This window comes from Roseateles sp. (assembly GCF_039595595.1).
GTDB lineage: Bacteria > Pseudomonadota > Gammaproteobacteria > Burkholderiales > Burkholderiaceae_C > Roseateles.
This window is the reverse complement of the sequence record NZ_JBCNLG010000007.1, coordinates 133,607-158,876: the sequence shown is the minus strand read 5'-3', so window position 1 is coordinate 158,876 and position 25,270 is coordinate 133,607. Positions and strand designations below refer to the sequence as shown.

At 68.7% G+C, this 25,270-nt stretch carries 23 protein-coding genes and 1 pseudogene; 15 read left to right on the top strand and 9 right to left on the bottom strand.

The features are described from left to right. Positions 1-20 precede the first annotated feature (20 nt). The gene (locus tag ABDW61_RS11440) at positions 21-536 is read right to left on the bottom strand and encodes a YqaA family protein (RefSeq protein ID WP_343638732.1); all 516 of its coding nucleotides are present in this window, start codon (positions 534-536) and stop codon (positions 21-23) included. A 21-nt stretch (positions 537-557) separates the two neighbouring features. Here ABDW61_RS11440 and ABDW61_RS11435 point away from each other — a divergent pair, with 21 nt between their 5' ends. The 7 genes and pseudogenes from ABDW61_RS11435 to ABDW61_RS11405 form a co-directional block, all read left to right on the top strand. Continuing rightward, entirely contained in the window at positions 558-1,466 is a 909-nt protein-coding gene (locus ABDW61_RS11435) for a transporter substrate-binding domain-containing protein (protein WP_343638731.1), read from the top strand. A gap of 71 nt (positions 1,467-1,537) precedes the next feature. Further along, positions 1,538-2,623: a tRNA dihydrouridine synthase DusB gene (dusB, locus tag ABDW61_RS11430; RefSeq protein WP_343638730.1), complete on the top strand. Its 1,086-nt coding sequence runs from the start codon at positions 1,538-1,540 to the stop codon at positions 2,621-2,623. Continuing rightward, entirely contained in the window at positions 2,620-2,853 is a 234-nt protein-coding gene (locus ABDW61_RS11425; protein WP_343638727.1) for a helix-turn-helix domain-containing protein, read from the top strand. The genes dusB and ABDW61_RS11425 overlap by 4 nt, the downstream gene beginning before the upstream one ends. 117 nt (positions 2,854-2,970) lie before the next feature. Continuing rightward, the gene (gene purH, locus ABDW61_RS11420; RefSeq protein ID WP_091731371.1) at positions 2,971-4,551 is read left to right on the top strand and encodes a bifunctional phosphoribosylaminoimidazolecarboxamide formyltransferase/IMP cyclohydrolase; all 1,581 of its coding nucleotides are present in this window, start codon (positions 2,971-2,973) and stop codon (positions 4,549-4,551) included. A gap of 332 nt (positions 4,552-4,883) precedes the next feature. Next, positions 4,884-5,408 carry a porin family protein gene (locus ABDW61_RS11415; protein WP_343638726.1) on the top strand — a complete coding sequence of 175 codons (525 nt, stop codon included), beginning with the start codon at positions 4,884-4,886 and terminating at the stop codon, positions 5,406-5,408. A gap of 198 nt (positions 5,409-5,606) precedes the next feature. Continuing rightward, on the top strand, positions 5,607-7,016 hold the full coding sequence (locus ABDW61_RS11410; protein WP_343638724.1) for a coniferyl aldehyde dehydrogenase: 1,410 nt from the start codon (positions 5,607-5,609) through the stop codon (positions 7,014-7,016). A 57-nt stretch (positions 7,017-7,073) separates the two neighbouring features. Then, positions 7,074-7,346, top strand: a pseudogene (locus tag ABDW61_RS11405) (GMC oxidoreductase); the annotation flags it as partial. Here ABDW61_RS11405 and ABDW61_RS11400 read toward each other — a convergent pair. Continuing rightward, complete coding sequence (locus tag ABDW61_RS11400) at positions 7,308-10,259, bottom strand: hypothetical protein (RefSeq protein ID WP_343638722.1); 2,952 nt, start codon at positions 10,257-10,259, stop codon at positions 7,308-7,310. The pseudogene ABDW61_RS11405 and the gene ABDW61_RS11400 sit on opposite strands and share 39 nt — an antisense overlap. Before the next feature lie 281 nt (positions 10,260-10,540). Between ABDW61_RS11400 and ABDW61_RS11395 the strand changes: the two genes are divergently transcribed. Genes ABDW61_RS11395 through ruvC form a run of 3 tightly spaced genes read left to right on the top strand, consistent with a single transcriptional unit; the run spans position 10,541 to position 12,714 of the window. Beyond that, entirely contained in the window at positions 10,541-11,170 is a 630-nt protein-coding gene (locus ABDW61_RS11395) for a lysophospholipid acyltransferase family protein (RefSeq protein WP_343638720.1), read from the top strand. Continuing rightward, complete coding sequence (locus tag ABDW61_RS11390; protein WP_343638718.1) at positions 11,167-12,153, top strand: phosphatidate cytidylyltransferase; 987 nt, start codon at positions 11,167-11,169, stop codon at positions 12,151-12,153. Before ABDW61_RS11395 ends, ABDW61_RS11390 begins: the two co-directional genes overlap by 4 nt. A 12-nt stretch (positions 12,154-12,165) precedes the next feature. Beyond that, complete coding sequence (gene ruvC / locus ABDW61_RS11385; protein WP_343638861.1) at positions 12,166-12,714, top strand: crossover junction endodeoxyribonuclease RuvC; 549 nt, start codon at positions 12,166-12,168, stop codon at positions 12,712-12,714. Between the two features lie 10 nt (positions 12,715-12,724). Here ruvC and ABDW61_RS11380 read toward each other — a convergent pair whose 3' ends face one another. Next, positions 12,725-13,231 carry a cupin domain-containing protein gene (locus ABDW61_RS11380; protein ID WP_343638716.1) on the bottom strand — a complete coding sequence of 169 codons (507 nt, stop codon included), beginning with the start codon at positions 13,229-13,231 and terminating at the stop codon, positions 12,725-12,727. Between the two features lie 82 nt (positions 13,232-13,313). After that, positions 13,314-13,652 carry a DUF805 domain-containing protein gene (locus ABDW61_RS11375; protein ID WP_343638715.1) on the bottom strand — a complete coding sequence of 113 codons (339 nt, stop codon included), beginning with the start codon at positions 13,650-13,652 and terminating at the stop codon, positions 13,314-13,316. 193 nt (positions 13,653-13,845) lie between these two features. Between ABDW61_RS11375 and ABDW61_RS11370 the strand changes: the two genes are divergently transcribed. The 5 genes from ABDW61_RS11370 to ABDW61_RS11350 all read left to right on the top strand — a co-directional run bounded on the left by ABDW61_RS11370 (position 13,846) and on the right by ABDW61_RS11350 (position 19,553). Next, positions 13,846-14,214 (top strand): hypothetical protein, encoded by a 369-nt coding sequence (locus tag ABDW61_RS11370; protein WP_343638859.1) that lies wholly within the window; start codon positions 13,846-13,848, stop codon positions 14,212-14,214. 128 nt (positions 14,215-14,342) lie between these two features. Then, positions 14,343-14,876: a sigma-70 family RNA polymerase sigma factor gene (locus ABDW61_RS11365; RefSeq protein ID WP_343638713.1), complete on the top strand. Its 534-nt coding sequence runs from the start codon at positions 14,343-14,345 to the stop codon at positions 14,874-14,876. A 10-nt stretch (positions 14,877-14,886) separates the two neighbouring features. After that, positions 14,887-15,795, top strand: a complete 909-nt coding sequence (locus ABDW61_RS11360; RefSeq protein ID WP_343638712.1) for an anti-sigma factor — start codon at positions 14,887-14,889, stop codon at positions 15,793-15,795. A 235-nt stretch (positions 15,796-16,030) separates the two neighbouring features. Beyond that, positions 16,031-17,782, top strand: a complete 1,752-nt coding sequence (locus ABDW61_RS11355) for an ABC transporter transmembrane domain-containing protein (protein ID WP_343638711.1) — start codon at positions 16,031-16,033, stop codon at positions 17,780-17,782. Beyond that, positions 17,769-19,553, top strand: coding sequence for an ABC transporter ATP-binding protein (locus tag ABDW61_RS11350; protein ID WP_343638708.1), 1,785 nt, complete (start codon positions 17,769-17,771; stop codon positions 19,551-19,553). Before ABDW61_RS11355 ends, ABDW61_RS11350 begins: the two co-directional genes overlap by 14 nt. A 209-nt stretch (positions 19,554-19,762) precedes the next feature. Here the strand turns inward: ABDW61_RS11350 and ABDW61_RS11345 are convergent, their stop codons facing one another. From ABDW61_RS11345 to ftsZ, 5 genes are all read right to left on the bottom strand, one after another. Then, complete coding sequence (locus ABDW61_RS11345) at positions 19,763-19,948, bottom strand: hypothetical protein (protein ID WP_343638706.1); 186 nt, start codon at positions 19,946-19,948, stop codon at positions 19,763-19,765. 145 nt (positions 19,949-20,093) lie between these two features. Then, positions 20,094-20,372 carry a hypothetical protein gene (locus ABDW61_RS11340; RefSeq protein WP_343638704.1) on the bottom strand — a complete coding sequence of 93 codons (279 nt, stop codon included), beginning with the start codon at positions 20,370-20,372 and terminating at the stop codon, positions 20,094-20,096. A gap of 313 nt (positions 20,373-20,685) precedes the next feature. Beyond that, positions 20,686-21,621, bottom strand: coding sequence for a UDP-3-O-acyl-N-acetylglucosamine deacetylase (gene lpxC, locus ABDW61_RS11335; RefSeq protein ID WP_343638702.1), 936 nt, complete (start codon positions 21,619-21,621; stop codon positions 20,686-20,688). Positions 21,622-21,645: 24 nt separating this feature from the next. After that, entirely contained in the window at positions 21,646-23,754 is a 2,109-nt protein-coding gene (locus tag ABDW61_RS11330; RefSeq protein ID WP_343638701.1) for a sensor histidine kinase, read from the bottom strand. Between the two features lie 258 nt (positions 23,755-24,012). Further along, on the bottom strand, positions 24,013-25,248 hold the full coding sequence (gene ftsZ, locus ABDW61_RS11325; RefSeq protein WP_343638700.1) for a cell division protein FtsZ: 1,236 nt from the start codon (positions 25,246-25,248) through the stop codon (positions 24,013-24,015). Between the last annotated feature and the right edge of the window lie 22 nt (positions 25,249-25,270).

The window sequence follows — 25,270 nt, the reverse complement described above, 5'->3', positions numbered from 1 at the left end:
GTGCAAGCGCGCCGGCGCGCTCAGCCCGCCATCGACAGCATCGCCTTCCACTGCGCCGGCAGCATCGACACCCCGATGCTGGTCATCAGCACGTAGCGCGCGAACTTGCCGATCGCCATGTACAGCACGCAGGGCCAGAACGGCAGCCGCAGCCAGCCCGCGAGCGCGCACAGCGGGTCGCCGACGATGGGCAGCCAGCTCAGCAGGCAGGTCCTGGCGCCGAAGCGCCGCAGCCAGCCCAGCACGCGCTGGTCGCGCGGCGAGTGGTGCACGGCGGCCTCGTAGGCGCGCTCGGCGCCGTAGCCCATCCACCAAGTGATCGCGCCGCCGATGGTGTTGCCCGCGGTCGCCACCAGGATCGCGGGCCAGAACAGCTCCGGCTTGGCGGAGACGAGCAGCAGCACCACCGGCTCCGACCCCATCGGCAGCAGCGTGGCCGAGACCAGGGCGATGACGAATACCGCGCCGAGCCCCACTTGCGGCAGGGCAAGGGTCTCCAGCATCAGGTGAACCATGTGTTGCAGCCAGGCTTCCATGCGTGGGATTATCCGAAGACCATGTCCTTGCGCAGCCTCGCTGCATCGTCAATCGCGCTGATCGGCCTGACCCTCGCGGGTCCGGGGCCCGCAGGGCCGATGCCCGGCGCCGGCGCCGCGATGGCGCAGACCGCTCCCGCCCCCCAGGCAAGCGCGGCGCCCGGCCCTGGTGCGGCGCCCGCGGCGCCCGCGCAGGGTCCGATCGCCGGCTGTCCGCTGCTGGTGGCCTCCGGCAACCCGCAGTACCCGCCCTACCTGTGGCGCGATCCGTCGGACGAGCAGAAGCTGGTCGGCGCCAACGCCGACCTGATGCAGTGGCTGGCGGCGGAGATCGGCATCCCGGTCGAGACCCGCTATGTCGGCCCCTGGGGCCGCGTGCAGGAGGAGATGCGCGCCGGCCGCATCGACCTGATCGCCGGCGCCTTCTTCACGCTGCCGCGCACCGAGTACATGGACTACTTCCACCCCGCCTTCCGCGAAACGCGCAGCGTGATCTGGACGCGCACCGCCGCGCCGGTGCCGTTCAAGCGCTGGGGGGACCTCGCCGGCCGCCAGGGCGTCACGGTGATCAACAACAGCTTCGGCGTGGAGTTCGACAACTACGCCCGCCAGTCGCTCAAGATCACGCAGGTCGCCAGCATCGAGCAGGCGATCCTGATGCTGCAGCGCGGCCGCGCCGACTACCTGATCTACGAGGACACGCCCGCCGAGGCCTACGCGGCGCGCGGCGGCGGCGTGGCGATCCAGCCGCTGCTGCCGGCCATCGCGCGCGAAGGCCTCTACGTGACGCTCTCGCACCGCTCGCGCTGCAACACGCCGGAACTGCGCGGCCGGCTGGCCCGCGCGGTCTACAAGCTGTCGCAGGACCGCGTGATGAACCGCTTCGTCGAGCAGGGCTTCATGCTCTGGCGCAAGCAATCCTCGCTCTGAAGAGGGAGTCGGCGGTGGGGGCAGCGGTATACTCCTGCCTCTTTTTTGTGCAGCCTTCGCCTCCGTTCCCGATGTCCACGCCGCTGCCCGGCACGCTCACGCTGGGTTCCCACGTCCTGCCGAACCGCCTGTTCGTCGCCCCCATGGCGGGCGTGACCGACCGGCCCTTCCGCGTGCTGTGCAAGAAGCTCGGCGCCGGCTATGCGGTCAGCGAGATGGTGACCTCGCGCAAGGAGCTGTGGAACAGCCTGAAGACCTCGCGCCGCGCCAACCACGAGGGCGAGCCGGCGCCGATCTCGGTGCAGATCGCCGGCACCGAGGCGGCCATGATGGCCGAGGCGGCCGCATACAACATCGATCGCGGCGCCCAGATCATCGACATCAACATGGGCTGCCCGGCCAAGAAGGTCTGCAACAAGTGGGCCGGCTCGGCGCTGATGCAGGACGAAGCGCTGGCACTGGAGATCGTCGAGGCCGTCGTTGCTGCCTGCGCGCCACGCGGCGTGCCGGTGACGCTGAAGATGCGCACCGGCTGGTGCCAGGCCGAGAAGAACGCGGTGGCGCTGGCGCGCGCGGCGGAATCGGCCGGCATCGCGATGGTCACCGTGCACGGCCGCACGCGCGAGCAGGGCTACAGCGGCCACGCCGAGTACGACACCATCGCCGCGGTCAAGGCCGCGCTGCGGATTCCGGTCGTCGCCAACGGCGACATCGACAGCCCGCGCAAGGCCCGCGAGGTGCTGGCCGCGACCGACGCCGACGCCATCATGGTCGGCCGCGCGGCGCAGGGCCGGCCGTGGATCTTCGCGGAGATCGCGCACTTCCTGGCCACCGGCGAGGAACTGCCCGCCCCGCGCGTCGCCGACGCCAAGCGCTGGCTGATCGACCACCTGCACGACCACTACGCGCTCTACGGCGAACTCACCGGCATGCGCAGCGCGCGCAAGCACATCGGCTGGGCCGTGCGCGCGCTGCCCGGCGGCGAGGACTTCCGGCGCCGCATGAACCTGCTGGAGAGCTGCCAGGCGCAGGTCGATGCGCTCGGCGGCTGGCTGGACGCGCTGGCGGACGAGCACGACCGGCTGCCCTACATGGCCGCGCTGGACGCGGCCAATGATGAACAAGACGAAGACCAAGAAAGAAGGCTGACGGCATGACGCCCAAACCGATCGAAACCTGCGTGCGCGAGAACCTGGAGGTCTACTTCCGCGACCTCGGCGGCGAGGCCCCGCATTCGATGCACGAGATGCTGATCCGCCTGGTCGAGAAGCCGCTGCTGGAAGTCGTGATGCAGCACAGCGACGGCAACCAGAGCAAGGCCGCCGAATGGCTCGGCATCAACCGCAACACCCTGCGCCGCAAGCTCGTCGAACACAAGTTGATTTAGACCACCCCTACCGGCTTTCGCCGGTCCCTCAAAGGGGCGAACGCGCGAGCCCGGCAAAGCCGGATCTCCGCGTTCCGCTTGGTCGAACCCGAATCCCCCCGCATCGAAGGAATGTTCATGGCCCAACTCACCGCCCTGATCTCGGTCTCCGACAAGACCGGCATCGTTGAATTCGCGCAGGCGCTGCATGCGCTGAACGTGCGCCTGCTGTCCACCGGCGGCACCGCCAAGCTGCTGGCCGACGCCGGCCTGCCGGTCACCGAGGTCGCCCAGCACACCGGCTTCCCCGAGATGCTGGACGGCCGCGTCAAGACGCTGCATCCGAAGATCCACGGCGGCCTGCTGGCGCGCCGCGACCTGCCCGAGCACGTCGCCGCGATCCAGCAGCATGGCATCGACACGATCGACATCCTGGCGGTGAATCTCTATCCGTTCGAGTCCACCGTCGCCAAGCCCGGCTGCACGCTGGAGGACGCGATCGAGAACATCGACATCGGCGGCCCGGCCATGGTCCGCAGCGCGGCCAAGAACTGGAAGGACGTGACGGTGCTGACCGACGCGTCGCAGTACGCGCAGGTGCTCGAGGAGCTCAAGGCCCACGGCAAGACCAGCGACAAGACGCGCTTCGCCGCGTCGGTGGCGGCCTTCAACCGCATCGCGCAGTACGACGCGGCCATCAGCAACTACCTGAGCGCGCGCCTGGACGACGGCTCGCTGGCCGAGTACCCGGCGCAGATGAACAGCAGCTTCGTGAAGGTGCAGGACCTGCGCTACGGCGAGAACTCGCACCAGACCGCCGCGCTCTACCGCGACCTGTATCCGGCGCCCGGCTCGCTGGTGACCGGCAAGCAGTTGCAGGGCAAGGAGCTCAGCTACAACAACATCGCCGACGCGGACGCCGCCTGGGAGTGCGTGAAGAGCTTCGACACGCCGGCCTGCGTGATCGTCAAGCACGCGAATCCCTGCGGCGTGGCCGTCGCGGCGAGCGCCGCCGATGCCTACGCGAAGGCCTTCAAGACCGATCCGACCAGCGCCTTCGGCGGCATCATCGCGTTCAACCGCGAGGTGGACCGCGCCGCGGCCGAGCTGGTGTCCAAGCAGTTCGTCGAGGTGCTGATGGCGCCGTCGTTCAGCGCCGAGGCGCGCGAGATCTTCAAGGGCAAGGTCAACGTGCGCCTGCTCGAGATCGCGCTGCCGCCGGGCGGCGCGCGCCCCTGGGACCAGGGCCGCAACGCGCAGGACGTCAAGCGCGTCGGCTCGGGCCTGCTGGTGCAGACCGCCGACAACCACTTCCTGTCCAAGGCCGACCTGAAGGTCGTCACCACGCTGCAGCCGACGGCGCAGCAGCTCGATGACCTGATGTTCGCGTGGACCGTCGCGCAGTACGTCAAGAGCAATGCGATCGTGTTCTGCGGCAACGGCATGACGCTGGGCGTGGGCGCGGGCCAGATGAGCCGCATCGACTCGGCACGCATCGCGTCGATCAAGGCGGAGAACGCCGGCCTGGCGCTGGCCGGCTCGGCGGTGGCCAGCGATGCGTTCTTCCCGTTCCGCGACGGCCTGGACGTGCTGGCCGACGCGGGCGCGTCCTGCGTGATCCAGCCGGGCGGCTCGATGCGCGACGACGAAGTCATCGCCGCGGCCAACGAGCGCGGCATCGCGATGGTGTTCACCGGCGTGCGGCACTTCCGTCACTGACCGCGCGCACGGGGTGGGGCAAGACCCGGCCCCGCTCCTTGATCGCCACGAGCCCGGCCCTGCGCCGGGCTTTTTCGTGGGCGGCTGCTCCTGCAGCGGATGACAAGAACAGGTGTGAAGACGGCGTCAACACTTGTACGAAGGACGAGAGGCAATACCCACCGATAGGGGGTGGGTCCTCAGCAAGTTCGGGGCCATGCGTGGTCGCCAGACAACGTCTTACGCACTTTTTTACCTGTCTGTGACGTCTTGCATTGTCGAAGGGTGTCAGGCGTTGATACCTTTCGCCCCCGCATCGCTGCGATGCTTATCACTTTGAGAGAAGTATTCCAATGACCAAGATTTCTGTCATCGTCGCTGCCGCTCTGCTGGCTGCCGGCGCCGCTCAAGCCCAGACCCAGACCCAAGCCCCGCTGTACGGCGAACTGGGCTACACCTTCGTCAAGGTGAAGGCTGACGGCGGCCTGTCGGCCAAGCCGGGCGCCATCCGCGGCATCATCGGCTACGACGTGCACCCGAACGTCGCCATCGAAGGCATGCTGGCCTTCGGCGTGTCGGACGACACCGTCGCCGGCGCCAAGATCAAGATCCCGCACAGCTACGGCCTGTTCGTGACCCCGAAGTACGCCTTCGACCAGTTCGAAGTCTTCGGCCGCCTGGGCTACGCCCACAGCAAGATCAAGGCTTCTGACGAAGACGGCTCCGCTTCGGAAAGCGGCGGCAGCTTCGCCTACGGCCTGGGCGCGAAGTACAACTTCGACAAGTCGATCTACGGCGCTGTCGACTACATGCGCTATTACAAGAAGGACGGCATCAAGGCTGACGGCTTCACGCTGAGCGTCGGCTACCGCTTCTGATCGTTGCGATCGCCTCAGGGCGGTCCAGCGGGGGCTCCCTGGAGCCCGCCTCGAAAAGCCCGGCCCTGGCCGGGTTTTTTCATTGGCGCGGCGCGTTAGTCGCGCCTCTCTAGTCCAGGGTCCGCGCGCTTGGCCGCTGGCGCGAATGCGCATAGCCTGCGGCAACCCTCGACTGATGGAACACGGCGGAGACACCCCATGGACCAAGCCCCGCATGAGCGCCTGCATCTGCTGCTCGAGCAGCAGCGCGCCGCCTTCGACCGCGAGCGTCTGCCGACGCTGGCGCAGCGCCGCGACCGGCTGCAGCGGCTGCTCGCGATGACGTCGACGCATGCCGAAGCCCTGGCCGAGGCGATGTCGCGCGACTTCGGCCACCGCTCGCGGCACGAGAGCCTGCTGGCCGATCTCTTCACCGTGCAGAGCGGCACGCGCCATGCGATCCGACACCTCAAGCGCTGGATGGCCGTGCGCCGCGCGCCGACGGCGCTGCACTTCCTGCCCGCGGGCAACCGGCTGATGCCGCAGCCGCTGGGCGTGGTCGGCATCGTGTCGCCGTGGAACTATCCCTACTTCCTCGCGATGGCGCCGGCGCTGGCAGCGCTGGCGGCCGGCAATCGCGTGATGATCAAGCCCTCCGAGCTGACGCCGGCGACGTCCGAGTTGATGGCCAGGCTCGTGGCCGAGCACTTCTCGCCCGAGGAGATGACCGTCGTCACCGGTGACGCGGCCGTGGGCAAGGCGTTCACCGAACTGCCCTTCGACCACCTGTTCTTCACCGGCTCGACGCCGGTGGGGCGGCTGGTCGCGCAGGCGGCCGCGAAGCACCTGACGCCGGTGACGTTGGAGCTCGGCGGCAAGTCGCCGGCGATCGTGGATCGCAGCGCCGATCTCGCCCTCACGGCGGAGCGCATCGCCTTCGGCAAGCTGCTCAACGCGGGGCAGACCTGCGTCGCGCCGGACTACGTGCTCGCCCCCAAGGAACTGGTGGCGCCGCTCGCGGATGCGATCGTGGCCGCGATGCGGCGCCTGTATCCGCGCATCGACGGCAACCCCGACTACACGGCCATCGTCAGTGCGCGCCACCACGCGCGGCTGAAGGGGCTGCTCGACGACGCGCGCGCCCGCGGCGCGACGCTGCGGCCGACGCACGACGACCAGCCGGCCGACCGGCGCCTGGTGCCGACGCTGCTGCTGGGCACCTCGCCCGAGATGGCGGTGATGCGCGAGGAGATCTTCGGCCCGCTGCTGCCGATCGTGCCCTACGGCCATCCGTCGGAGGCGATCGCGCAGGTGAACGCGGGCGACCGGCCGCTGGCGCTGTACTGGTTCGGCGACGACAAGACCGCGCGCGACGACGTGCTGGCGCGCACGGTGGCCGGCGGCGTCACCGTCAACGACTGCATCTGGCACCTCGGCCAGGAAGAGCAGCCGTTTGGCGGCGTCGGTGCCAGCGGCATGGGGGCGTACCACGGCGTGTGGGGCTTCAACACCTTCAGCAAGCTCAAGCCGGTGTTCCTGCAATCGCGCTTCGCGGGGACGAAGCTGTTCCATCCGCCGTATGGCAAGACCTTCGAGCGGCTGCTCGGCCTGCTGAAGAAGATCGCATGAGCGCGGCGGGGCGGGACGGCGAGGACCACGCACGCAAGCAGCGCTGGGGTTTGGGCTGATCACCCGATGGGCACCTGCCGGATGGGGATCGACGACCTCGCGGTCGTCGATCCGTCGCTCCGGGTGCGAGGCTTTCAAGGCCTGAGAGTGGTCGACGCGTCAGTCATGCCCGCCGTCGTCAGCGGGAATACGAATACGCCGGTGGTGGCGATGGCTGAAAGGGCTGGAACCACATTTTTAGAAGGCACGATCCCAAGCGCGATACATAGGGAGATGCGAACGCCGAAAGAGCTACGGCATAACGTAGTAAGTGACCGTCAAAAAGTTTAGCAGTCCGGCATTCCCGGCATGGTCTACTTGATACGCTTCCAAGTCCCGCGAATAGCCTCTCCCATACGCGTCGATAACCGAAGGAACAGCTCCTGCGGAAGGTTTAAAAACATCCCCAGCAAGACTGCTTCCGGTGCCCTGATTCCACATACCACCGTCGATCCTGTACCACCAAGTGGCGTTCGGCTCGAGCCCTCCAATTAGAATCAAGTCGAAGTTTGAGTTCAGCGCTCCATCACCATCATAATGCTTTATCAAGTTGAGTTGAACGGGATCGGCCACATCGACGTTGAATGAGAGACTCTGTGTCGCGCTGACGTTGCCTGCAGCGTCAGTTTGAAAGGCAGTCACGACGCTGTCTCCGGGTCCCGTACCCGGCGGCCCGTACGCCTGGATACGCGGCGTCTTCCCCTGCAAGATGTGTGTCACTCCGTTGATATTGACCGTCAGAACGCTACCAGGCTCGACGTCACCGAAATTGAGGTATGAACTTGAGCCGAGTTGCGTGCCACCCGTGGAAGTGGTAATTGACGGAGCAGAAGGCGCAATGGAGTCCAGTGTGAAACTTTCCGTGTGCGTGAGGCCGATATTCCCTGCAGCATCGATCTGCCGAAATTCAATCGTGTTGACGTTTTCATCCAGGACACGCGTACTCAATTGTTTCCCACTACCCTTGCGCCAATACTGATCACCATTGATCTTGAATTCCCAGGATGCGTCAGTTTCGAGGTTATCCAGCGAGATATAACCCGTCGCGTTGATGAGCTTGTTGGGCGCCGCGGTACCGGCTCGCACGCGAGCGGTGGTTTGCAGTTCGTCCGGCGCCTGCGTATCCAGCCGCACCGACAGTGAATCGATTCCGCTCACATTCCCCGCCGCATCGGTCTGCCGGACTTCGACGGTGTTGTCGTTCTCCTGGAGCACCGCTGAGCTGATGGATTTCCCCTGCCCCGCCGTCCACGCGCCACCGTTGACGCGGTACTCCCAGGTCGTGGGCTCGTCCTCCAGCAGATTCACGAGCAGGCTGCCGGACGCGTTGATCACCGGCAGGCCGTTGCTCGTCACGAGGTCCGGCCGGTCTGGCGCCAGCGAGTCGCGCGTCACGGTCAGGCGCGTGATGCCGCTGTCGTGCCCGCTCGAATCCGTCTGGAAGAACTCGATGTCGTTCGACCCTTCCGCCAGCGCCGAGGCGTCCAGGCGATCCCCGGTGCCGACGCGCCAGACCGTCTCGCCATTGAGGCGATAGCGCCAGGTCGCCCCCGGCTCCAGTTGCTGCAGCGTCAACGCGCCTGACATCGGCAGCGCGTCCAGAGCGCCGCCCGTCACCTGCACCGCCAGCGCCTCCGGCGCATCGAGGTCGACGCGCACCTGCAGCGTGGCCACCGCGCCCACATTGCCGGCGCTGTCCGTCTGCCGGACCTCGATCGCGTTGTCGCCGTTGTGCAGCGCCGACGCGGGAATGCGCCCGCCGTCACCCGCGATCCACTCGCCCTGTCCATTCAGGCGATACGCCCAGCTCGCACCGCCTTCCAGCGCGGTCACGTTGACGAAGCCGTTGGCGTTCAGCAGGTCCGTGCCGTTGCTCGACTGCAGCATCGGCGCGGGCGGCGGCGTCAGATCCAGGGTCACGGCCAGGTTGGTGCGGGGGCTGTTCAGGCCGACGCCGTCGACCTGGTAGGCCTCGATCGTGTTCGGTCCTTCCTTCAGCGCCGAGGCGGGCACCGTGCTGCCCGTGCCGCGCGTCCAGGTCTCCGCCCCGTTGACGCGGAAGAACCAGGCGGCATCGGGATCGATGCCGGCGACGCGGACTTCGCCGCTGGCGCCGATCTCACCGGTCGAGGTGCTGGTCGTCAGGACCAGCCCGTCGGGCGCGGTGGTGTCGTAGCGGATCGTGCGCTCGACCACTTCGCTGCGATTGCCGGCGGCATCGACCTGCACGACCCGCAGCACGTTGGCGCCTTCCTTGAGCACCCCCGCCGGCAGCACGCCGCCCTCCGCGGCATGGAAGGAGCCGTCGTCATTGACGCTGTATTCCCAATGCGAACCGGGCTCGATGCCATCGATGCGGACGGCGTCGTTCACGCCAATCAGATCCGTGCCCGTCGACGTGGTCACGCCAGGCGCTTGCGGCGCCAGCGCGTCGAGTTCAAAGGAGAGCTGCCCCACTTCGCTGCGATTGCCGGCGGCATCGATCTGATAGACCTCGACGGTCCGCGTGCCCTGCCGGCCGCCGTCCACCTGCACCTCGCTCCCCTGCCCGGACTGCCATTCACCGATGCCGTCCACGCGATACCACCAGGCCGCGCCGTCCTCGAGTCCGGACACCCGCACGGTTCCGTCCCGTGTCAGGCCATCCGCGGGCGAGGTTCCCGTGTCCTGCTTGAGCGCCAGCGCGGGCGGCGCCACCGCGTTGTCGATCCGCACGGCCAGCGTCGCGGGATCGCCGTGGCGGCCTTGCGCATCGACCTGGGTCACCACCACGGAGTGAAGGCCTTCCGTCAGCGTCGATCCGTCGATCCGGGTGCCCGTGCCCTCGCGCCAACGCGTCTCCGCGTCGACGCGGTACAACCAGCGCCCGCCGGGCTCGGCCAGTTGAACCTGCACATGCCCCGTTCCATTGACGGCCTCGCCGCCGGTGCTCGTGGAGAGTTTCGGCGCCGCGGCCAGCGGTGGCAGTTCGGGGGCAGGGCTTGGAGCCGGCGCTCCCGCGCCGCTCCCGCCTCCCCCGCCCGCCAGGCCCATCATCGCCAGCGTCAGCCCGCCAGCCCCACTGACCAGCCAGGGCGCGATGCCCGGGTGCTCGCAGTCCTCGGTCGAACCGTCCGACATGACCCGCATCTCGCAGCGCACGGTTTCGCTTGCCGCATCGTCGCCCGCTTGATCACCGTCAATCGGCCGCTTGCGAGGGTTCATGGGGCGCTCCGCTGGAGAGCGTGGCGTCGGGGGCGCGCCGGTCGGCGGGGTCTGGGCTGCGGCTTGCGACGGGTGTTGCATGACAGGTAGATCCGAAGTGAAGAAAGGTTCGGAGTCTGAATGTCCGTGTGCGGCAGATCGATAACCTACTTCTGCCGTGTCCCCACCCAAATTGATCAACGACTGACCCCAATAAAGGGGTGGCCCCTCAACACTGATCAACGCAACCCGCATTTTTCGCTTGCCGAGTTGACCGCGTCGGACAGGGATAATCCCGCCCCATGGTCCTTGCCGAAATCACCGGCCTGTTCCTGTCCTGGCTGGCGCGTCTGATCACCGGCGCGCAGGGGCATTGGAAAGGCTGTCCGCCGACGTCGGAACAACGCATCTATTTCGCCAACCATCAGAGCCACTTCGACTGGGTGCTGATCTGGGCCTCGCTGCCTGCAGAGCTGCGCTCGCGCACCCGTCCGATCGCCGCGCGCGACTACTGGACCAGCTCGCGCCTGAAGACCTGGATCACCACCGCCGTGTTCAACGCGGTCTACGTGAGCCGCACCCGCGCCACGCCCGACGAGGATCCGCTCGAGCCGCTGGTCGAGACGCTGCAAGGGGGCGACTCGCTGGTCATCTTCCCGGAGGGCACGCGCTCCAACAAGGGCGCGCCGCAGGCCTTCAAGGCCGGCCTCTTCCACCTGTCCGAGCAGTTCCCCGACGTGCAGTTGATCCCCACCTGGATCGACAACGTCCAGCGCGTCATGCCCAAGGGCGAGGTCGTGCCCGTGCCCATCCTGTGCACGGTGACCTTCGGCGCGCCGATCCGGATCGAACCCGGCGAGGACAAGCGCGCGTTCCTGGAACGCGCCCGCGCCGCCGTCATGGCGCTGCGTCCGGGAGGGTGGAAGGAATGAGGTGGCTCAAGTCCCTGAACCCGAGCGAGCAGGTCGCCTTCCTGTTCGTCGTGCTGTTCGGCGCGCTGCTGCTGGTGAGCATCGGCTCGGTGCTGTGGTCGCTGCGCGAGCGGCCCGAGCAGGAGCAGGACGCCTGGCAGCGCCGCTGGTCCAGCTTCCGCCATGAGCTCAACATGGTGTGGGTCGGCGCCTGCCTGTTCTGGGCCGCGTGGATCTCGGGGCCGGTGGGCGCGACGCTGCTGTTCGGCGTGTTCTCGTTCCTGTCGTTCCGCGAGTTCATCACGCTGCTGCACACGCGCCGCGCCGACCATCGCGGGCTGATCATGGCGTTCTTCGTGATCCTGCCGCTGCAGTACGTGCTGGTGGGCACGCGCCACTTCGACCTGTTCTCGGTGCTGATCCCGGTCTACGGCTTCCTGGCGATCCCGGTGGCCAGCGCGCTGGCGGACGATCCGGGCCGTTTCCTGGAGCGCAACGCCAAGATCCAGTGGGGCATCATGGTCTGCGTGTACGGGCTGTCGCATGCGCCGGCGCTGCTGCTGCTGGAGTTCCCGAAGTACGAGGGCCGCGGCGCCTTCCTGCTGTTCTTCCTGGTGGCAGTGGTGGCCTGCGGCCAGATCGCGCAGGCGATCGCCACCAGCCGCTTCCGCGCCAAGCCGGTGGCGCGCCGCATCAGCCGCTCGTTCACGATGAAGGCGTGGTGGATCGGCGCGTTCGCGGCGGCGCTGGCGGGCGCGCTGCTGTACTGGATCACGCCGTTCAAGGCCGGCCAGGCAGCGATCGCCGCGTTCATCGCGGCGGGCTGCGGCAGCTTCGGCGCGTTCGTGATGCAGGCACTCAAGCGCGACGCCGGCATCAACGCCTGGGGCAACCGCAGCGCGATCACCGGCGCGGTGGGGCTGCTGGACCGCATCGCGGTGATGTGCTTCGCGGCGCCGGTGTTCTTCCATGCGGTGCGGTGGTATTTCCGCGCCGGGACCTGAGGGGACATGGCCATGCGCATCCTCGGCATCGACCCCGGTCTGCAGACGACCGGCTTTGGCGTGATCGACGCCGACGGGCCGCGGCTGGCCTATGTGGCCAGCGGCACGATCAAGACCAACGGGCTGCCCACGGGCGATCTGCCGGGCCGGCTCAAGATCCTGTACGACGGCATCCGCGAGGTGGTCTCGCGCTACCAGCCGACCTGCGCGGCGGTGGAGATCATCTTCGTGAACGTGAACCCGCAGTCCACGCTGCTGCTGGGACAGGCGCGCGGCGCGGCGCTGACGGCGCTGGTGTCCTGCGACCTGCATGTGTCGGAGTACACCGCGGTGCAGATGAAGAAAGCCATCACCGGGCACGGCGGCGCGGCCAAGGCGCAGGTGCAGGCGATGGTGGCGCGGCTGCTGAGCCTGCCGGGCGAGCCGGGCAAGGACGCGGCCGACGCACTGGGCATCGCGATCATGGACGCGCATGCGCGCGTGTCCTTCGACGCAATGAGCCGTCAGACGACGCTGCAGCGGCGCCAGCACGCGCAGTTCAAGGGCTCGCGCACGTACTGAGCGCGCCGGCTCAGGGCTCGCCGTGCCAGTAGTCGAGGTCGCCGCCGAGTTCGCGGATCGCCTCGAACGAGCGCTCGGCCTTGGACGCGCCGTGCTCCGCCATGAACTTGTTGGAGTCGGGGTAGACGCAGATCTCGGGCTGTTCCATCGTGCTGATGGAGAGGTACTTCAGCGGCGCGCCGGAGGTGTTGATGATGTGGTGCGGGTACTCCGGGCCGGCGGGGATGAAGATCATGTCGCCGGCCTTGATGGGCAGCAGCTCGCCGGCCACGCGCAGCGTGCCGGTGCCCTCCAGGACAATGAACATCTCCTCCTGCGCGTAATGCAGGTGGTAGGGGCAGGTGGTCTTGCCGGGTTCGACGATGTCGTACGAAGCGCCGAGCTTGCGCGCCGCGGTGCCGCGCGCGAGCCGCGCGGAGCGCGCCTCGTACAGCGGCTCGCGCTTGAACTCGGTGAGCTCGGCCTCGTGGAAGTTGCGGATCAGCTGGGCGGCGAGCGCCTTGGCACGGTCGGTCATGCGGGGTCTCCTTGTGCGGCGACGGGTGTGGAGTTCACTTGAACTCCGAGCCGCAGGCTATCGCGTGCCGACCGGTCCGTCATCACACCACCGGCACACCCGACGCGCTGCCATAGCGATTCGGCGCGGTCGGCTGGACGAGCCAGTACAGGATGACGAAGAAGCCGATGACCGGGATCAGGCTGACCAGTTGCCACCAGCCGCTGCGGTCGATGTCGTGCAGCCGGCGCGAGGCCGCCGCGAGCGAAGGCACCAGCATCGCCAGCGTGAAGATCAGGCTCAGCGTGTTCGAGACGATGCCCAGCACCAGCGAGCCCAGCACCAGGAACAGCGCGAACCACCAGTACTCGGACCGGCTGGCCGTGCCGCTGAAATCGGCGTACTTGCGCAGGCAGGTCTGGATCGCTTCGGTGAAGGTCATGACACTCTCCCTCTCATGTGAACATGTCGCCCCGGATCGGGACCGCCGGATGGTAAGGACCTTCCCCCATCGTGGCGATCCCCCTGGATGGCCGAAAGTCAGTTGGAATGTCCCCGGGAATAAACGGCCCCCGCGCCGTGTTCATGCCATATCCCCACCCTGTTCCCAACCCAGGAGACCTCGCATGAAGCAGATGTTCAAGTTCGCCGCCGCCGCCGCCCTGATGGCCGCCGCCGGCTTCGCCGCCGCGCAGACCGCTCCCGCGATGGCCAAGGACGGCGCGCTGGTCGGCGCCAACGACATGACGCTCTATACCTTCGACAAGGACACGGCCGGATCCGGCAAGAGCGCCTGCAACGGGCCCTGCGCGACCAACTGGCCGCCGCTGATGGCCCGCGCCGAGGACAAGGCCAGCGGCGACTGGTCCATCATCACGCGCGACGACGGCTCCAAGCAATGGGCCTACAAGGGCAAGCCGCTGTACTTCTGGACCAAGGACGCCAAGCCCGGCGACCGCGGCGGTGACGGCATCAACCAGATCTGGCACACCGCCAAACCCTGATCGCGGCGCCGCTTTGGGCACCTGGCGTCGTTGCAAATCCTCGCCATAGCGCCGCTATGGCTGCGGTTTGCGCCTAGCCAGGCACCCAAAGCGACACCGCGATCACTTTGCATCATCCATCTTCATCCATGACTGTGGTCCTCGAGGAAGCGCTGCCGCTCCTGCCGCGCCTGCGCCGCCACGCGCGGCTGCTGTGCGGCGACACGGCGCGCGCGGACGACCTGCTCCAGGACACCCTCGAACGCGCGGCCCGCAAGGGCGCGCTGTTCCATGCCGAGCCCGGACCCACGCGCCAGGACGCGCTGCGCAACTGGCTGCTGACGCTGATGCACCGCCTCTATCTGAACCAGCGGCGCGACGCGCGCGAGGCGCTGCATGACTCGCTGGACGAGGAGGACGCCGCCCAGCCGCTGGTGCACGAACCGCAGCAGCAGGTCGCCCTGCGGCTCGATCTGGAGCGAGCGCTGGCCGCGCTGCCCGCCGCGGCGCGCGAGATCCTGCTGCTGGTCTGCGTCGAGGAACTCAGCTATCAGGACGCGGCGCGCGTGCTCGACGTGCCGGTGGGCACGGTGATGTCGCGGCTGTCGCGTGCGCGCGAACGGCTGCGTCAGTCGATGTCCGGCGGCGAGGCCGGCCGCGCCCCGCTGCGGGTGGTGAAATGAGCGCCACGCCATGACGCACGACGACGATCACGACCTCGACGAGGCCACCCTTCACGCCTACGTGGACGGTCAGCTCGACCCCGCCCGCGCCGCCGCGGTGGCCGACCGGCTGCTGCGGCATCCGCGCGCCGCGCAACAGGTGCTGGCCTGGCGGGAGCAGCGCGAATCACTGCAGGCGCTGCATCGCGAGTGGCTCGATGAGCCGATTCCCCCGCGCCTGACCGCCGCGCTACGGCCCGAGGCGGCGAACGCGCCGCGCTGGCCGCGCGCTTGGGCGGCGGCGCTGCTGCTGACCGTGGGCGTGGGCGCTGGACTCGCTGGCGGCTGGGGCGGCCATGCGTGGTGGCATGCCAAGCAGGAAGCCGTGGAACGCGCCAGCGCCGAGGCGGCCGCGCGCGCGGCGGGCCGCGATCCGTCGGTGCCCGATTACGTCCGCGACGCGGCCATCGCCCATGCCGTCTATCAGCCTGAGCAGCGTCATCCCGTCGAGGTCGGCGCGGATCAAGCCGATCACCTGATCCAGTGGCTCAGCAAGCGCCTGGGCCAGCCGCTGCACGCGCCAGTGTTGCGCGACTACGGATGGAAGCTGGTCGGCGGCCGCCTGCTGCCGGCGGGCGACGATGCGGCGCCCGGCGCGCCACTGGCGCGTGCGCAGTTCATGTACGAGAACGAGACCGGCGAGCGCTTCACGCTCTACGTCAGCACCGGCGCGAGATCGCCCGAGGCGCCCGTGGCCTTCCGCCTGACGCGCCGCGTCGAAGCGGGACAGACCACGCGCAGCCTCTATTGGATCGACGGGACACTCGCCTATGCGCTGAGCGGGAATTTCGACGAGAAGCGGCTGCGCATCCTGGCTGACCTGGTCCACGCACGCATCGGCATGGCGGATCGCTTGCCAGTCAAGCCGCCTGCGTCTTAGCTGTTCATCCCTGTCACAAACCACCACCGTCGCCCTGCGACCAGCCCCCTCTCCCCTGCCCTCTCCCCCCTCGCGGGGGGCGAGGGAGTTCGTGCCGGCAACGGAGCTGAAAGCAGGAGCGTCTTTCTTGCACCCTCGCCCCCGTCAGGGGGAGAGGGAGGGGTGAGGGGTCTTCGCACAGCGCCATGGCCCTGACATCCAGCCGTACAAGAACCGGCGGGCACAATCCGCCGCCATGTCCCTCACACGCCTGATCGCCGGCCACATCCGCGGCCATTGGCGGCCTTATGCCGCCAGCGCGCTGATGCTCAGCACCATCGCCGTCCTGACGGTCTGGATCCCGCGGCAGGTCGGCCATGTGGTCGACGGGCTGGTGTCGCACCGGCTTGCCGGCTGGGGCCTGATCACCGAACTCGGCCTGCTCGTGCTGGCCGGCCTGGCCATCTACCTGCTGCGCGTGGGCTGGCGCCTGGCGCTGTTCCGCACCGCCTATGAACTCGGCCGCCAGCTGCGCACCCGCCTCTACGCGCAGCTGACGCGCCAGGGCCCGGCCTTCTTCCATGCCCAGCGCACCGGCGACCTGATGGCGCTGGCGACCAACGACGTCGACGCCATCGAGATGGCCGCCGGCGAAGCCCTGCTCGCCGCCTTCGACGGCTCGCTGACGCTGATCCTGGTGCTGGGGATGATGACCATCGGCGTGGACTGGCGGCTCGGCCTGGCCGCGCTGGTGCCCTTCCCCTTCATGGCCTATGCGTTCTGGCGCATCTCGACGCAGGTCCACAAGGCCTGGTCCGATTCGCTGTCGCGCTTCTCCGCGCTCAACCAGCAGGTGCAGGACAGCCTGGCCGGCGTGCGCACCGTGCGCGCGCTCGGCCTCGTGCGCCGCAGCCGCGAGCAGTTCGGCGAACTGGCCCGCGACGCCGGCGCCGCCGCCTATCAGGCGCAGCGCTGGGAGGCGATGTTCGAACCCGCCGTCGGCCTGTCGCTCGGCGCGGCGACGGTGATCGCGCTGGGCGTCGGCGCCTGGCTCGTGGGCACGGAGCGCATCAGCATCGGCCAGCTCACCGCGTTCACGATGTACCTGGGCCAGTTGATCTGGCCGATGTTCGCGGCCGGCTGGGTGCTGTCGCTGCTGGAGCGCGGCCGCGCCGCCTGGACCCGGCTGCAGCCGGTGCTGGACGCGCCGGCGGGCCTCGTCGACACCGGCACCCGCGAGATGCCGGCGCACGCCGATCTGGCCTGGGATCAGGTGAGCTTCCAGTACCCCGGCATGTCGCACCCGGCGCTGCAGGACATCGTGCTGACGCTGCCGCCGGGCCGCACGCTGGGCATCGTCGGCGCGACGGGCTCGGGCAAGTCGACGCTGCTGCGGCTGCTGCTGCGCCAGTACGAGCCAAGCGCCGGCACGGTGCGGCTGGGCGGCCTGCCCGCGCCGGAGATCCGCCTGGACGCGCTGCGCCGCGCGCTGGCCTGGGTGCCGCAGGAGCCCTTCCTGTTCTCGGCCTCGGTGGCGGACAACATCGCCCTCGCGCGCCCCGACGCGACGCGCGAGCAGATCCTGGCGGTGGCCGAGCTGGCCGCCGTGCACGACGACATCGCGCGCCTGCCGCAGGGCTACGACACGCTGGTCGGCGAGCGCGGCGTGACGCTGTCGGGCGGGCAGCGCCAGCGCGTGGCGATCGCGCGGGCGCTGCTGGCCGAGGCGCCGGTGCTGCTGCTCGACGACGCGCTGTCGGCCGTCGACAGCGGCACCGAGACGCAGATCCTCGACCACTGGCGCGAGCTGCGCCAGCGGCATCCGGAGCGCAGTCTGGCGGTGGTGAGCCACCGGCTGTCGGCGGTGATGGAGGCCGACGAGATCGTGGTGCTGAAGCAGGGCCGCATCGTCGAGCGCGGCCGCCACGAGGACCTGATCGCGCTGGGCGGCTGGTATGCCGGCCAGTGGCGCTACCAACAACTGGAGGCCAGCCTTGACGCCGCCTGAGACCGCGTCCGCCACGGACCGCAAGAACAGCGGCGAGCACTCGCCGCGCGAGGCGCTGGCGCTGCTCGCGCAGGCTGCCGCGCCCGAACGCCGCGGCCTGATCAAGGGGCTGGGCTGGCTGGTCGTGGCCGCGGCACTCGAGGCCGTCGGGCCCATCCTCGGCAAGCACTTCATCGATGCGCACGTGCTGCCGCGCGACTTCTCGCTCGGCCCGATGGCACTGCTGCTGGGCGCGATGCTGCTGGCGGGCTGGTCCGCGAGCCTGCTGCGCTACGCGCAGCTGCGGCGCATGGCGGCGGTGGCGCAGCGCTCGGTGCTGCGTCTGCGCGAGCAGGTCTACGCGCATGTGCTGGCGCAGCCGATGGCCTTCTTCGACCGCAGCATCACCGGCCAGTTGCTGAGCCGCATCACCAACGACACGGACGCGGTCAACAACCTGTACCGGCAAGTGCTGTTCGTGATGCTGGATTCAACGATCGTCGTCGCTGGCGCGCTGGTCGCGATGGCGTGGCTGGACTGGCGGTTGATGCTGATCGTGCTGGCGCTGGTGCCGGCGAGTTCCGGGATCATCTGGCTCTACCAGCGCGCGAGCAGCGGCCCGGTGCAGCGGGCCCGGGCGCTGCGCGCCGAGCTCAACGCGCAGATGGCCGAGAGCATGGCCGGCATGGCGATGCTGCAGTCGGCGGGCGCGGCACGGCGCTTCGCGGCGCGCTACGAGACGGCCAACCAGGCGCAGTTGCAGGCGCGCGTGCAGGAGCTGCGCGCCAATGCGTGGCTGCTGCGGCCGGCGCTGGACCTGCTCAACGTGCTGCTGATCGTGACGGTGATCTACGGCTTCGGGATGCGGGAACTGTCCGGGCTCGAGGTGGGGCTGCTGTACGCGTTCCTCGCGTACATCGCGCGCGTGGTGGAGCCGCTGATCCAGATCACGATGCAGTTCAGCCAGCTGCAGCAGGCGCTGGTGGCCGCGTCGCGGGTGCGCGCGCTGCTGCGCGAGCCGTCGGAGCCGCGCGCGGTCCAGCCGGGGCTGCGCATCGGGGCGGGCGCGATCCGTTTCGAGCATCTGCGGTTCGCCTACAAGCCGGAGCAGCCGGTGCTGCGCGACCTGGACCTGGACATTCCGGCCGGAAGCTTCGTGGGCATCGCGGGGCACACGGGCTCGGGCAAGTCGACGCTGCTGGCGCTGCTGCTGCGCTTTTACCAGCCGCAGCAGGGGCGCATCCTGATCGATGGCCAGCCGCTCGAGCAACTGCCCGACGAGACCTTCCATGACGCGCTGGGCCTGGTGCCGCAGGAGCCGTATCTGATCGCGGGCACGGTGCGGGACAACATCCGCATGGGCCGCGCGATTCCGGACGAGAAGCTGGAGCAGGCGGCAAGGGCGGCGCGTGCGCATGAGTTCCTGTCCTCCTTGCCGCAGGGCTACGACAGCCGGCTGGGCGATGGCGGGCTGGCGGTGTCGACGGGGCAGAAGCAGCTGATCGCGCTGGCGCGGGCGCTGGCGGGAGATCCGCGGATCCTGCTGCTGGACGAGGCCACGGCCAACATCGACAGCGCGACCGAGGCGCAGGTCGGCGAGGCGCTGCGCGCGCTGCGAGGCCAGGTGACGGTGATCGCGATCGCGCATCGGCTGTCGACGATCCGCGAGGCCGATCAGATCGTGGTGCTGAACCACGGACATCTGGACGAGCGCGGCACGCACGAGGAGCTGATGACGATCGAGGGCGGGATCTATCAGCGGCTGGTGCAGTTGCAGGCGCTGGAGGAGTGAGCGGGTCTCCGGAAAACCGGCGCTGAAACGACAGAAGCCCGGTCTCTCGACCGGGCTTCCAAAGGCCTCGAAGGGCGGGTTTCCAGAAGGTTCCCCGAAGGGCTGGAAGCTGGGAATGGCCACAAAGGGCAGGACGGATTCTGCTTGTCGCACTCAACGCCATCAAGACGTTGATCTGAGTGGCGGACCTGCTTCGATGAGCGACCCGCTCACACCAGCAGAATCAACCGCTCCAGGATCAGCACCGCGAAGAATCCGATGCCGGCGATGACGGTCCACTTGATGAGCAGGATGCCCCTGCGGCGCCAGACTGGCTGCCTCGTGCCGATGTACACGGCGAAGCACAGCAGGCCTGCGACCAGCAGCAGGGCGATGACGGTACGGACGATCAGCATGGGTGGGCAGCCACGTGAGACGCGAATTGGGCGACGATTTCTTCGAGCGTGTAGCAATTGCTTGAAGGATAGCCCGGGATGCTCTCCAAACCATGCTGAAGCAAGGTCGGCATGGCTTGCGCCATGCCGACCGTTCATCGCGCGCTCAGCGCGATGCCTTCAGGCGCTCACGGCGCCGGGCATGGAGGGTCGCCATCACGAACACGACGGCAATGAAGCCGACCGCGACGCTGCTGGCCCTCATTGCCGCCTCTTCCAGCGAGAAGCGATCCAGCATGAGCGCCATGTTCGCCATGAAGATGGTCGCGATGAACACGACGAGCTTCCACAACCCCGCTCGAGAGGAGAGGTGCTCGCAATACTTCATGGCCAGGACGGTAGCGATCCCGCTGTTGAAGGCGATGGAAAGAGACACGTGGTCCATGTGAATCAACGGCTCGTCAAGTCAATTCTTGAATGCCGACCGGCTCCTCGGTCTCGATGTCGCGTCCCGCGACCGCGTGAACAGAGGACGGATAGGCAATGAATGCAGTCATGAAGTTCTCCAGTTGATGGAGAGGCGAACCCACATGGTCCGCCTCCGTCCCCTGACGGCGTTCGTCAACGGGACCACTTCATTGCACTCATTTCACTCGCCGGCTTCGATGACCGATGCAAACCTGAACGCGTGCATCTTCCAAACGAATGAGTGGGCCTTTAGCTTGTTTTGCTGGAAGACGTCGGTCCGACCGACGGCCTCACCACGCCGGCGCCAGCTCGGCGAACCCCGCCGGCGCGTCGCGCTCATCCTCGAAGGTCACGATCTCGTAAGCCTCCGCGTCCGCCAGCAGCTCGCGCAGCAGCAGGTTGTTCAGCGCATGCCCGCCCTTGAACGACGTGTACGCCGCCAGCAGCGGATGCCCCACCACCTGCATGTCCCCGATCGCGTCCAGGATCTTGTGCTTCACGAACTCGTCGTCGTAGCGCAGCCCCTCGGCGTTCAGCACCCGGTAGTCGTCCACCACGATCGCGTTGTCCATGCTGCCACCCAGCGTCAGCCCGCGCGAACGCATCAGCTCGATGTCCTTGGTCATGCCGAAGGTGCGCGCCCGCGCGATCTCGCGCTTGTACTGGCCGCTGCCCATGTCGAACACGTAATGCTGCCCCGTCGCCGACACCGCCGGATTGTCGAACTCGATCTGGAAGCTCAGCGTGTAGCCGTGATGCGGCACCAGCTTCGCCCACATCAGGCTCTTGCCCTCGCCGCGGCGCACCTCCACCGGCTTCTTCACCCGCAGGAACTGCTTGGGCGCGTTCTGCAGCTCGATGCCCGCGCTCTGCAGCAGGAACACATAGCTCGCCGCCGAGCCGTCCAGCACCGGCACCTCGTCGGCGTTGATGTCGATCAGCAGGTTGTCGATGCCCAGCCCCGCGCAGGCCGACAGCAGATGCTCGATCGTCTGCACCTTGGGCTGGCCCGGATCGCCATTCGGGCTGATCGTCGTGGCCATGCGCGTGTCGCAGACGCTGTGCGTGTTCACCGGAATGTCGACCGGCTGCGCCAGGTCGACCCGCCGGAACACGATGCCGGTGCCTGGCGCGGCCGGGCGCAGCGTGATCTCCACCTTCTGGCCGCTGTGGATGCCGACCCCGACCGCGCGGGTCAGCGATTTGATGGTGCGTTGCTTGAGCATGGGCGGCATTCTCCCAAATCGGACTCAACCCTGCTGCAGCACGGCCTCCCGGTCCGCCCGCGCCACCGGCAGCCGCAGCGTCACCACCGTGCCATGCCCCGGGCTGCTGTCCACCCGCAGCAGCCCGCCCAGCACCTTGGCCCGCCGCTGCAGCCCGCGCAGCCCCCGCCCCTGCGAGATCGCCCCGACGTCGAAGCCCTCGCCATCGTCCTCCACCCGGATCTCCACCCGCCGGCCCAGATCGCGCGTGACCACCCGCACCCGCGTCGCCCGCGCATGCTTCAGGGCGTTGGTCAGCGCCTCCTGCATCAGCCGCAGCACATGCAGCGCATCCGGCGGCTCCAGCCAGTCCAGCGGCGGCAGGTCGTGCACGTCCCACTCCAGCTTGAGCCCGCCCAGCTGCAGCCGCTTGCCCAGCCGGTAGCGCATCGTCGCCAACAGCGACACCAGGTCGTGGCCGACCGGCTCCAGCGAATCGATCACCAGCCGCAGGTCGTCGACGCACTCCCGCAGCACGCCCACCACCTGCTCCTGCGGCATCGAGCCCTGCTCCACCGCCACCATCGCCGACAGCAGCGACGAGCCCAGCCCGTCGTGCATGTCCTGCATGATCCGCTGCCGCTCCAGCAGCAGCGCCTGCTGGCGCTCGGCCTCGCGCAGCTTGTCGTGCTGCGCGCGCAGCTCCACGCTCTGCTCGTCCAGCCGCTGCGCCAGCTCCTCGTTGGCGCGCTCGACGCCGCGCAGCGCCTCGATGTAGCGGTACTGCACCGCATACAGGAAGCTCGCCAGGATCACCAGCGTCGCGAACGGCATCAGGTAGACATGCTCCGGCCACCACCAGCCCGCCAGCAGCCCCAGGTCGTGCACGCCCAGCACCACGCCGATCACCAGCGCCGCCGCCATCACGCGCAGCTCGCGCGTGCCCTGCCGCCACGCGATGCTCGCCACGAAGGCCGTCCCCGCCAGCCCCACCACCGCGTTGCAGATGTGCAGCAGCACCAGCGCGTCGAACCCGCGGCCCCACATCGGCATCGACGCCAGGCTCGACACCAGCACGAACAGCCCCATGCCGCGCTCGAATCGCGCGAAGCGCTGTCTCGCGAAACGCAGCGCGAAGAGGAAGGTCAGCAACATCACCCACGCCATCGACGCATGCGTGACCCACCAGAACCACTCCAGCGCATCCCGCGTGCGCGGCAGGTCCAGGTGGTAATGCAGGTTGCGCACCAGCCAGGCCACCGTCGCCAGCGAGAACAGCAGGTAGGCCGGATCCTCGCGCCGCTTGAGCCACAGCACCAGCGCGAACAGCCCCAGCGTCACCAGCGTCAGCCCGGTCGCCTGCGGCACGCCGATCTGCAGCACCCAGCGGCGGTCATGTTTCGGCTCCAGGTCCTCGCGCGCGCCCAGCCAGACGCTGGACACCGAGTAGTAGCCCGCCTGCATCACCGGCACCGCGATGACGACCTCGATCTCACGCGCCTGCTGGATCTCCGTCAGCGCCGAGGGCAGCACCACCCACAGCGGCCGCACCCATTGCTCGCGCGCGCCGGACTGGTTGTCGAAGACCGGCCGCCAGCCGTCGTCGGTCTTCACCAGCACCGCCGCCGCCAGCGCCACCAGCCGCGGCATGTAGAGCGCGACGCTGGTCGGCCAGCGGCCGTTCGGCGCGGCATAGCGCACCCGGTACCAGCGCATCTGGAAACGCGCGTCACCCGCCGTGCCCGTCGCCTCGCGCTGCTGCACCTCGGGCAAGCTCACGCGGTGCCAGGCCGCATCGTCCGACGGCGGCAGCAGCGCCTGCGGCAACGCGCCATCGCGCCCATCCATGACGCGCAGCGCGCGCCACCAGGCCTTGAGCTGATCCTGCGTCCAGTCGCTGGTCGCGACCTCCGCCTCGGTCGCGCGCTGCGCGCCACCGCCCGGGCCGGCATCGGGCACCGGCCGCGCCGGGCCCAGCGGCGACGCGCGCGAGACCTGCGCCTGCGGCGCCGCCTGGGTGGCGGCCTGCGTGGCCTGAACCGGCTGAACCGCCTGCCCCGCCGCCAGCGGCAGCAGCCCCAGCGTCAGGAGCAGCGCCAGCAGCGCCCTCAGCAGTGTCGCCACCGGCACCGAGGCCCGCCGCGGCGCCGGCACACAGGTCTCCCCTGCCTGCCGCGCGCACGCGGCCGGCCGACTCGACGCCGACATCCCGACCTCACCCTGGACCATGCATCCGCTCTGTCTTGTGATGGGGCGCCAGTGTGCCGAACTTCACAGACACGCACGAGCGTTCATTTGCAACAGCGACACCCCCGGATGGGGGCGCTCCCCACAGGGCCAACGAAAAAAGGCCATGCCCCCCGCACGGGGGCATGGCCTTGAAGCTGATGGCGTTCGAGTGAGCGTTCGGTCTCAGTCCGCCTGCTTGCGCAGGAAGGCCGGGATCTCGATCTCGTCCATGCCGTTGGACGACAGCGCCTCGACCTTCGCCGCGGCCGTGCGGCCGTGGCGCCAGACGCTGGGCACGCTCATGCCACCGAAGTCGGACGCGGTCATCGGCGCGGCGGCAGGCGAGCCCTGCGCGGCGGCAGAACCCGGCATCACCACCGGCTGCGTCAGCACCGGCATGTTGTCGGTGCCGGTGCGCAGCTGCGGCTGCTGCACCACCAACTGCGGCTGCTGGCGCGCCGCGGCGCGCTGGCTCAGGCCGGTCGCGATCACGGTGACGCGCAACTGGTCGCCCAGCGATTCGTCGTAGGCGGTGCCGTAGATGATGTGCGCGTCTTCAGCGGCATAGCGCTTGATCGCGGTCATCGCGTTGCGGCTCTCGGCCAGCTTGAAGTTGTTGCGGCTCGCCGCGATCAACACCAGCACGCCACGCGCGCCGGACAGATCGATGCCTTCCAGCAGCGGGCAGGCCACGGCACCTTCGGCGGCCTTGGTCGCGCGGTCCGGACCCGCCGCGACGGCCGTGCCCATCATCGCCTTGCCCGGCTCGCTCATCACCGTCTTCACGTCCTCGAAGTCGACGTTGACCAGACCCGGCATGTGGATGATGTCGGAGATGCCGCCCACCGCGTTCTTCAGCACGTCATTGGCGTGCGCGAAGGCCTGGTCCTGCGTGACGTCGTCGCCCAGCACTTCCAGCAGCTTGTCGTTCAGCACCACGATCAGCGAGTCGACATTGGCCTCGAGCTCCTGCAGGCCCAGGTCCGCGGCCTTGCCGCGCCGGTTGCCTTCGAACTCGAACGGCTTGGTCACCACGCCGACGGTCAGGATGCCCATCTCCTTGGCCACGCGCGCGATCACCGGCGCCGCGCCGGTGCCCGTGCCGCCGCCCATGCCGGCCGTGATGAACAGCATGTGCGCGCCGGTGATGGATTCGCGGATGCGGGCTTCCGCTTCCTCGGCCGCGGTCTTGCCGACCTCGGGTTTCGCGCCGGCGCCCAGGCCGGTATGGCCCAGTTGCAGGAGTTGATCGGCCTTGGAGCGATTCAGGGCCTGGGCATCCGTGTTGGCCACGATGAATTCCACGCCCTGGACACCTTGGCTGATCATGTGCTCGACCGCGTTGCCGCCGCCGCCGCCCACGCCGATCACCTTGATCTGGGTGCCCTGATCAAACTCTTCGATCATCTCGATCGCCATATCAAACCTCCTGTCCATATTG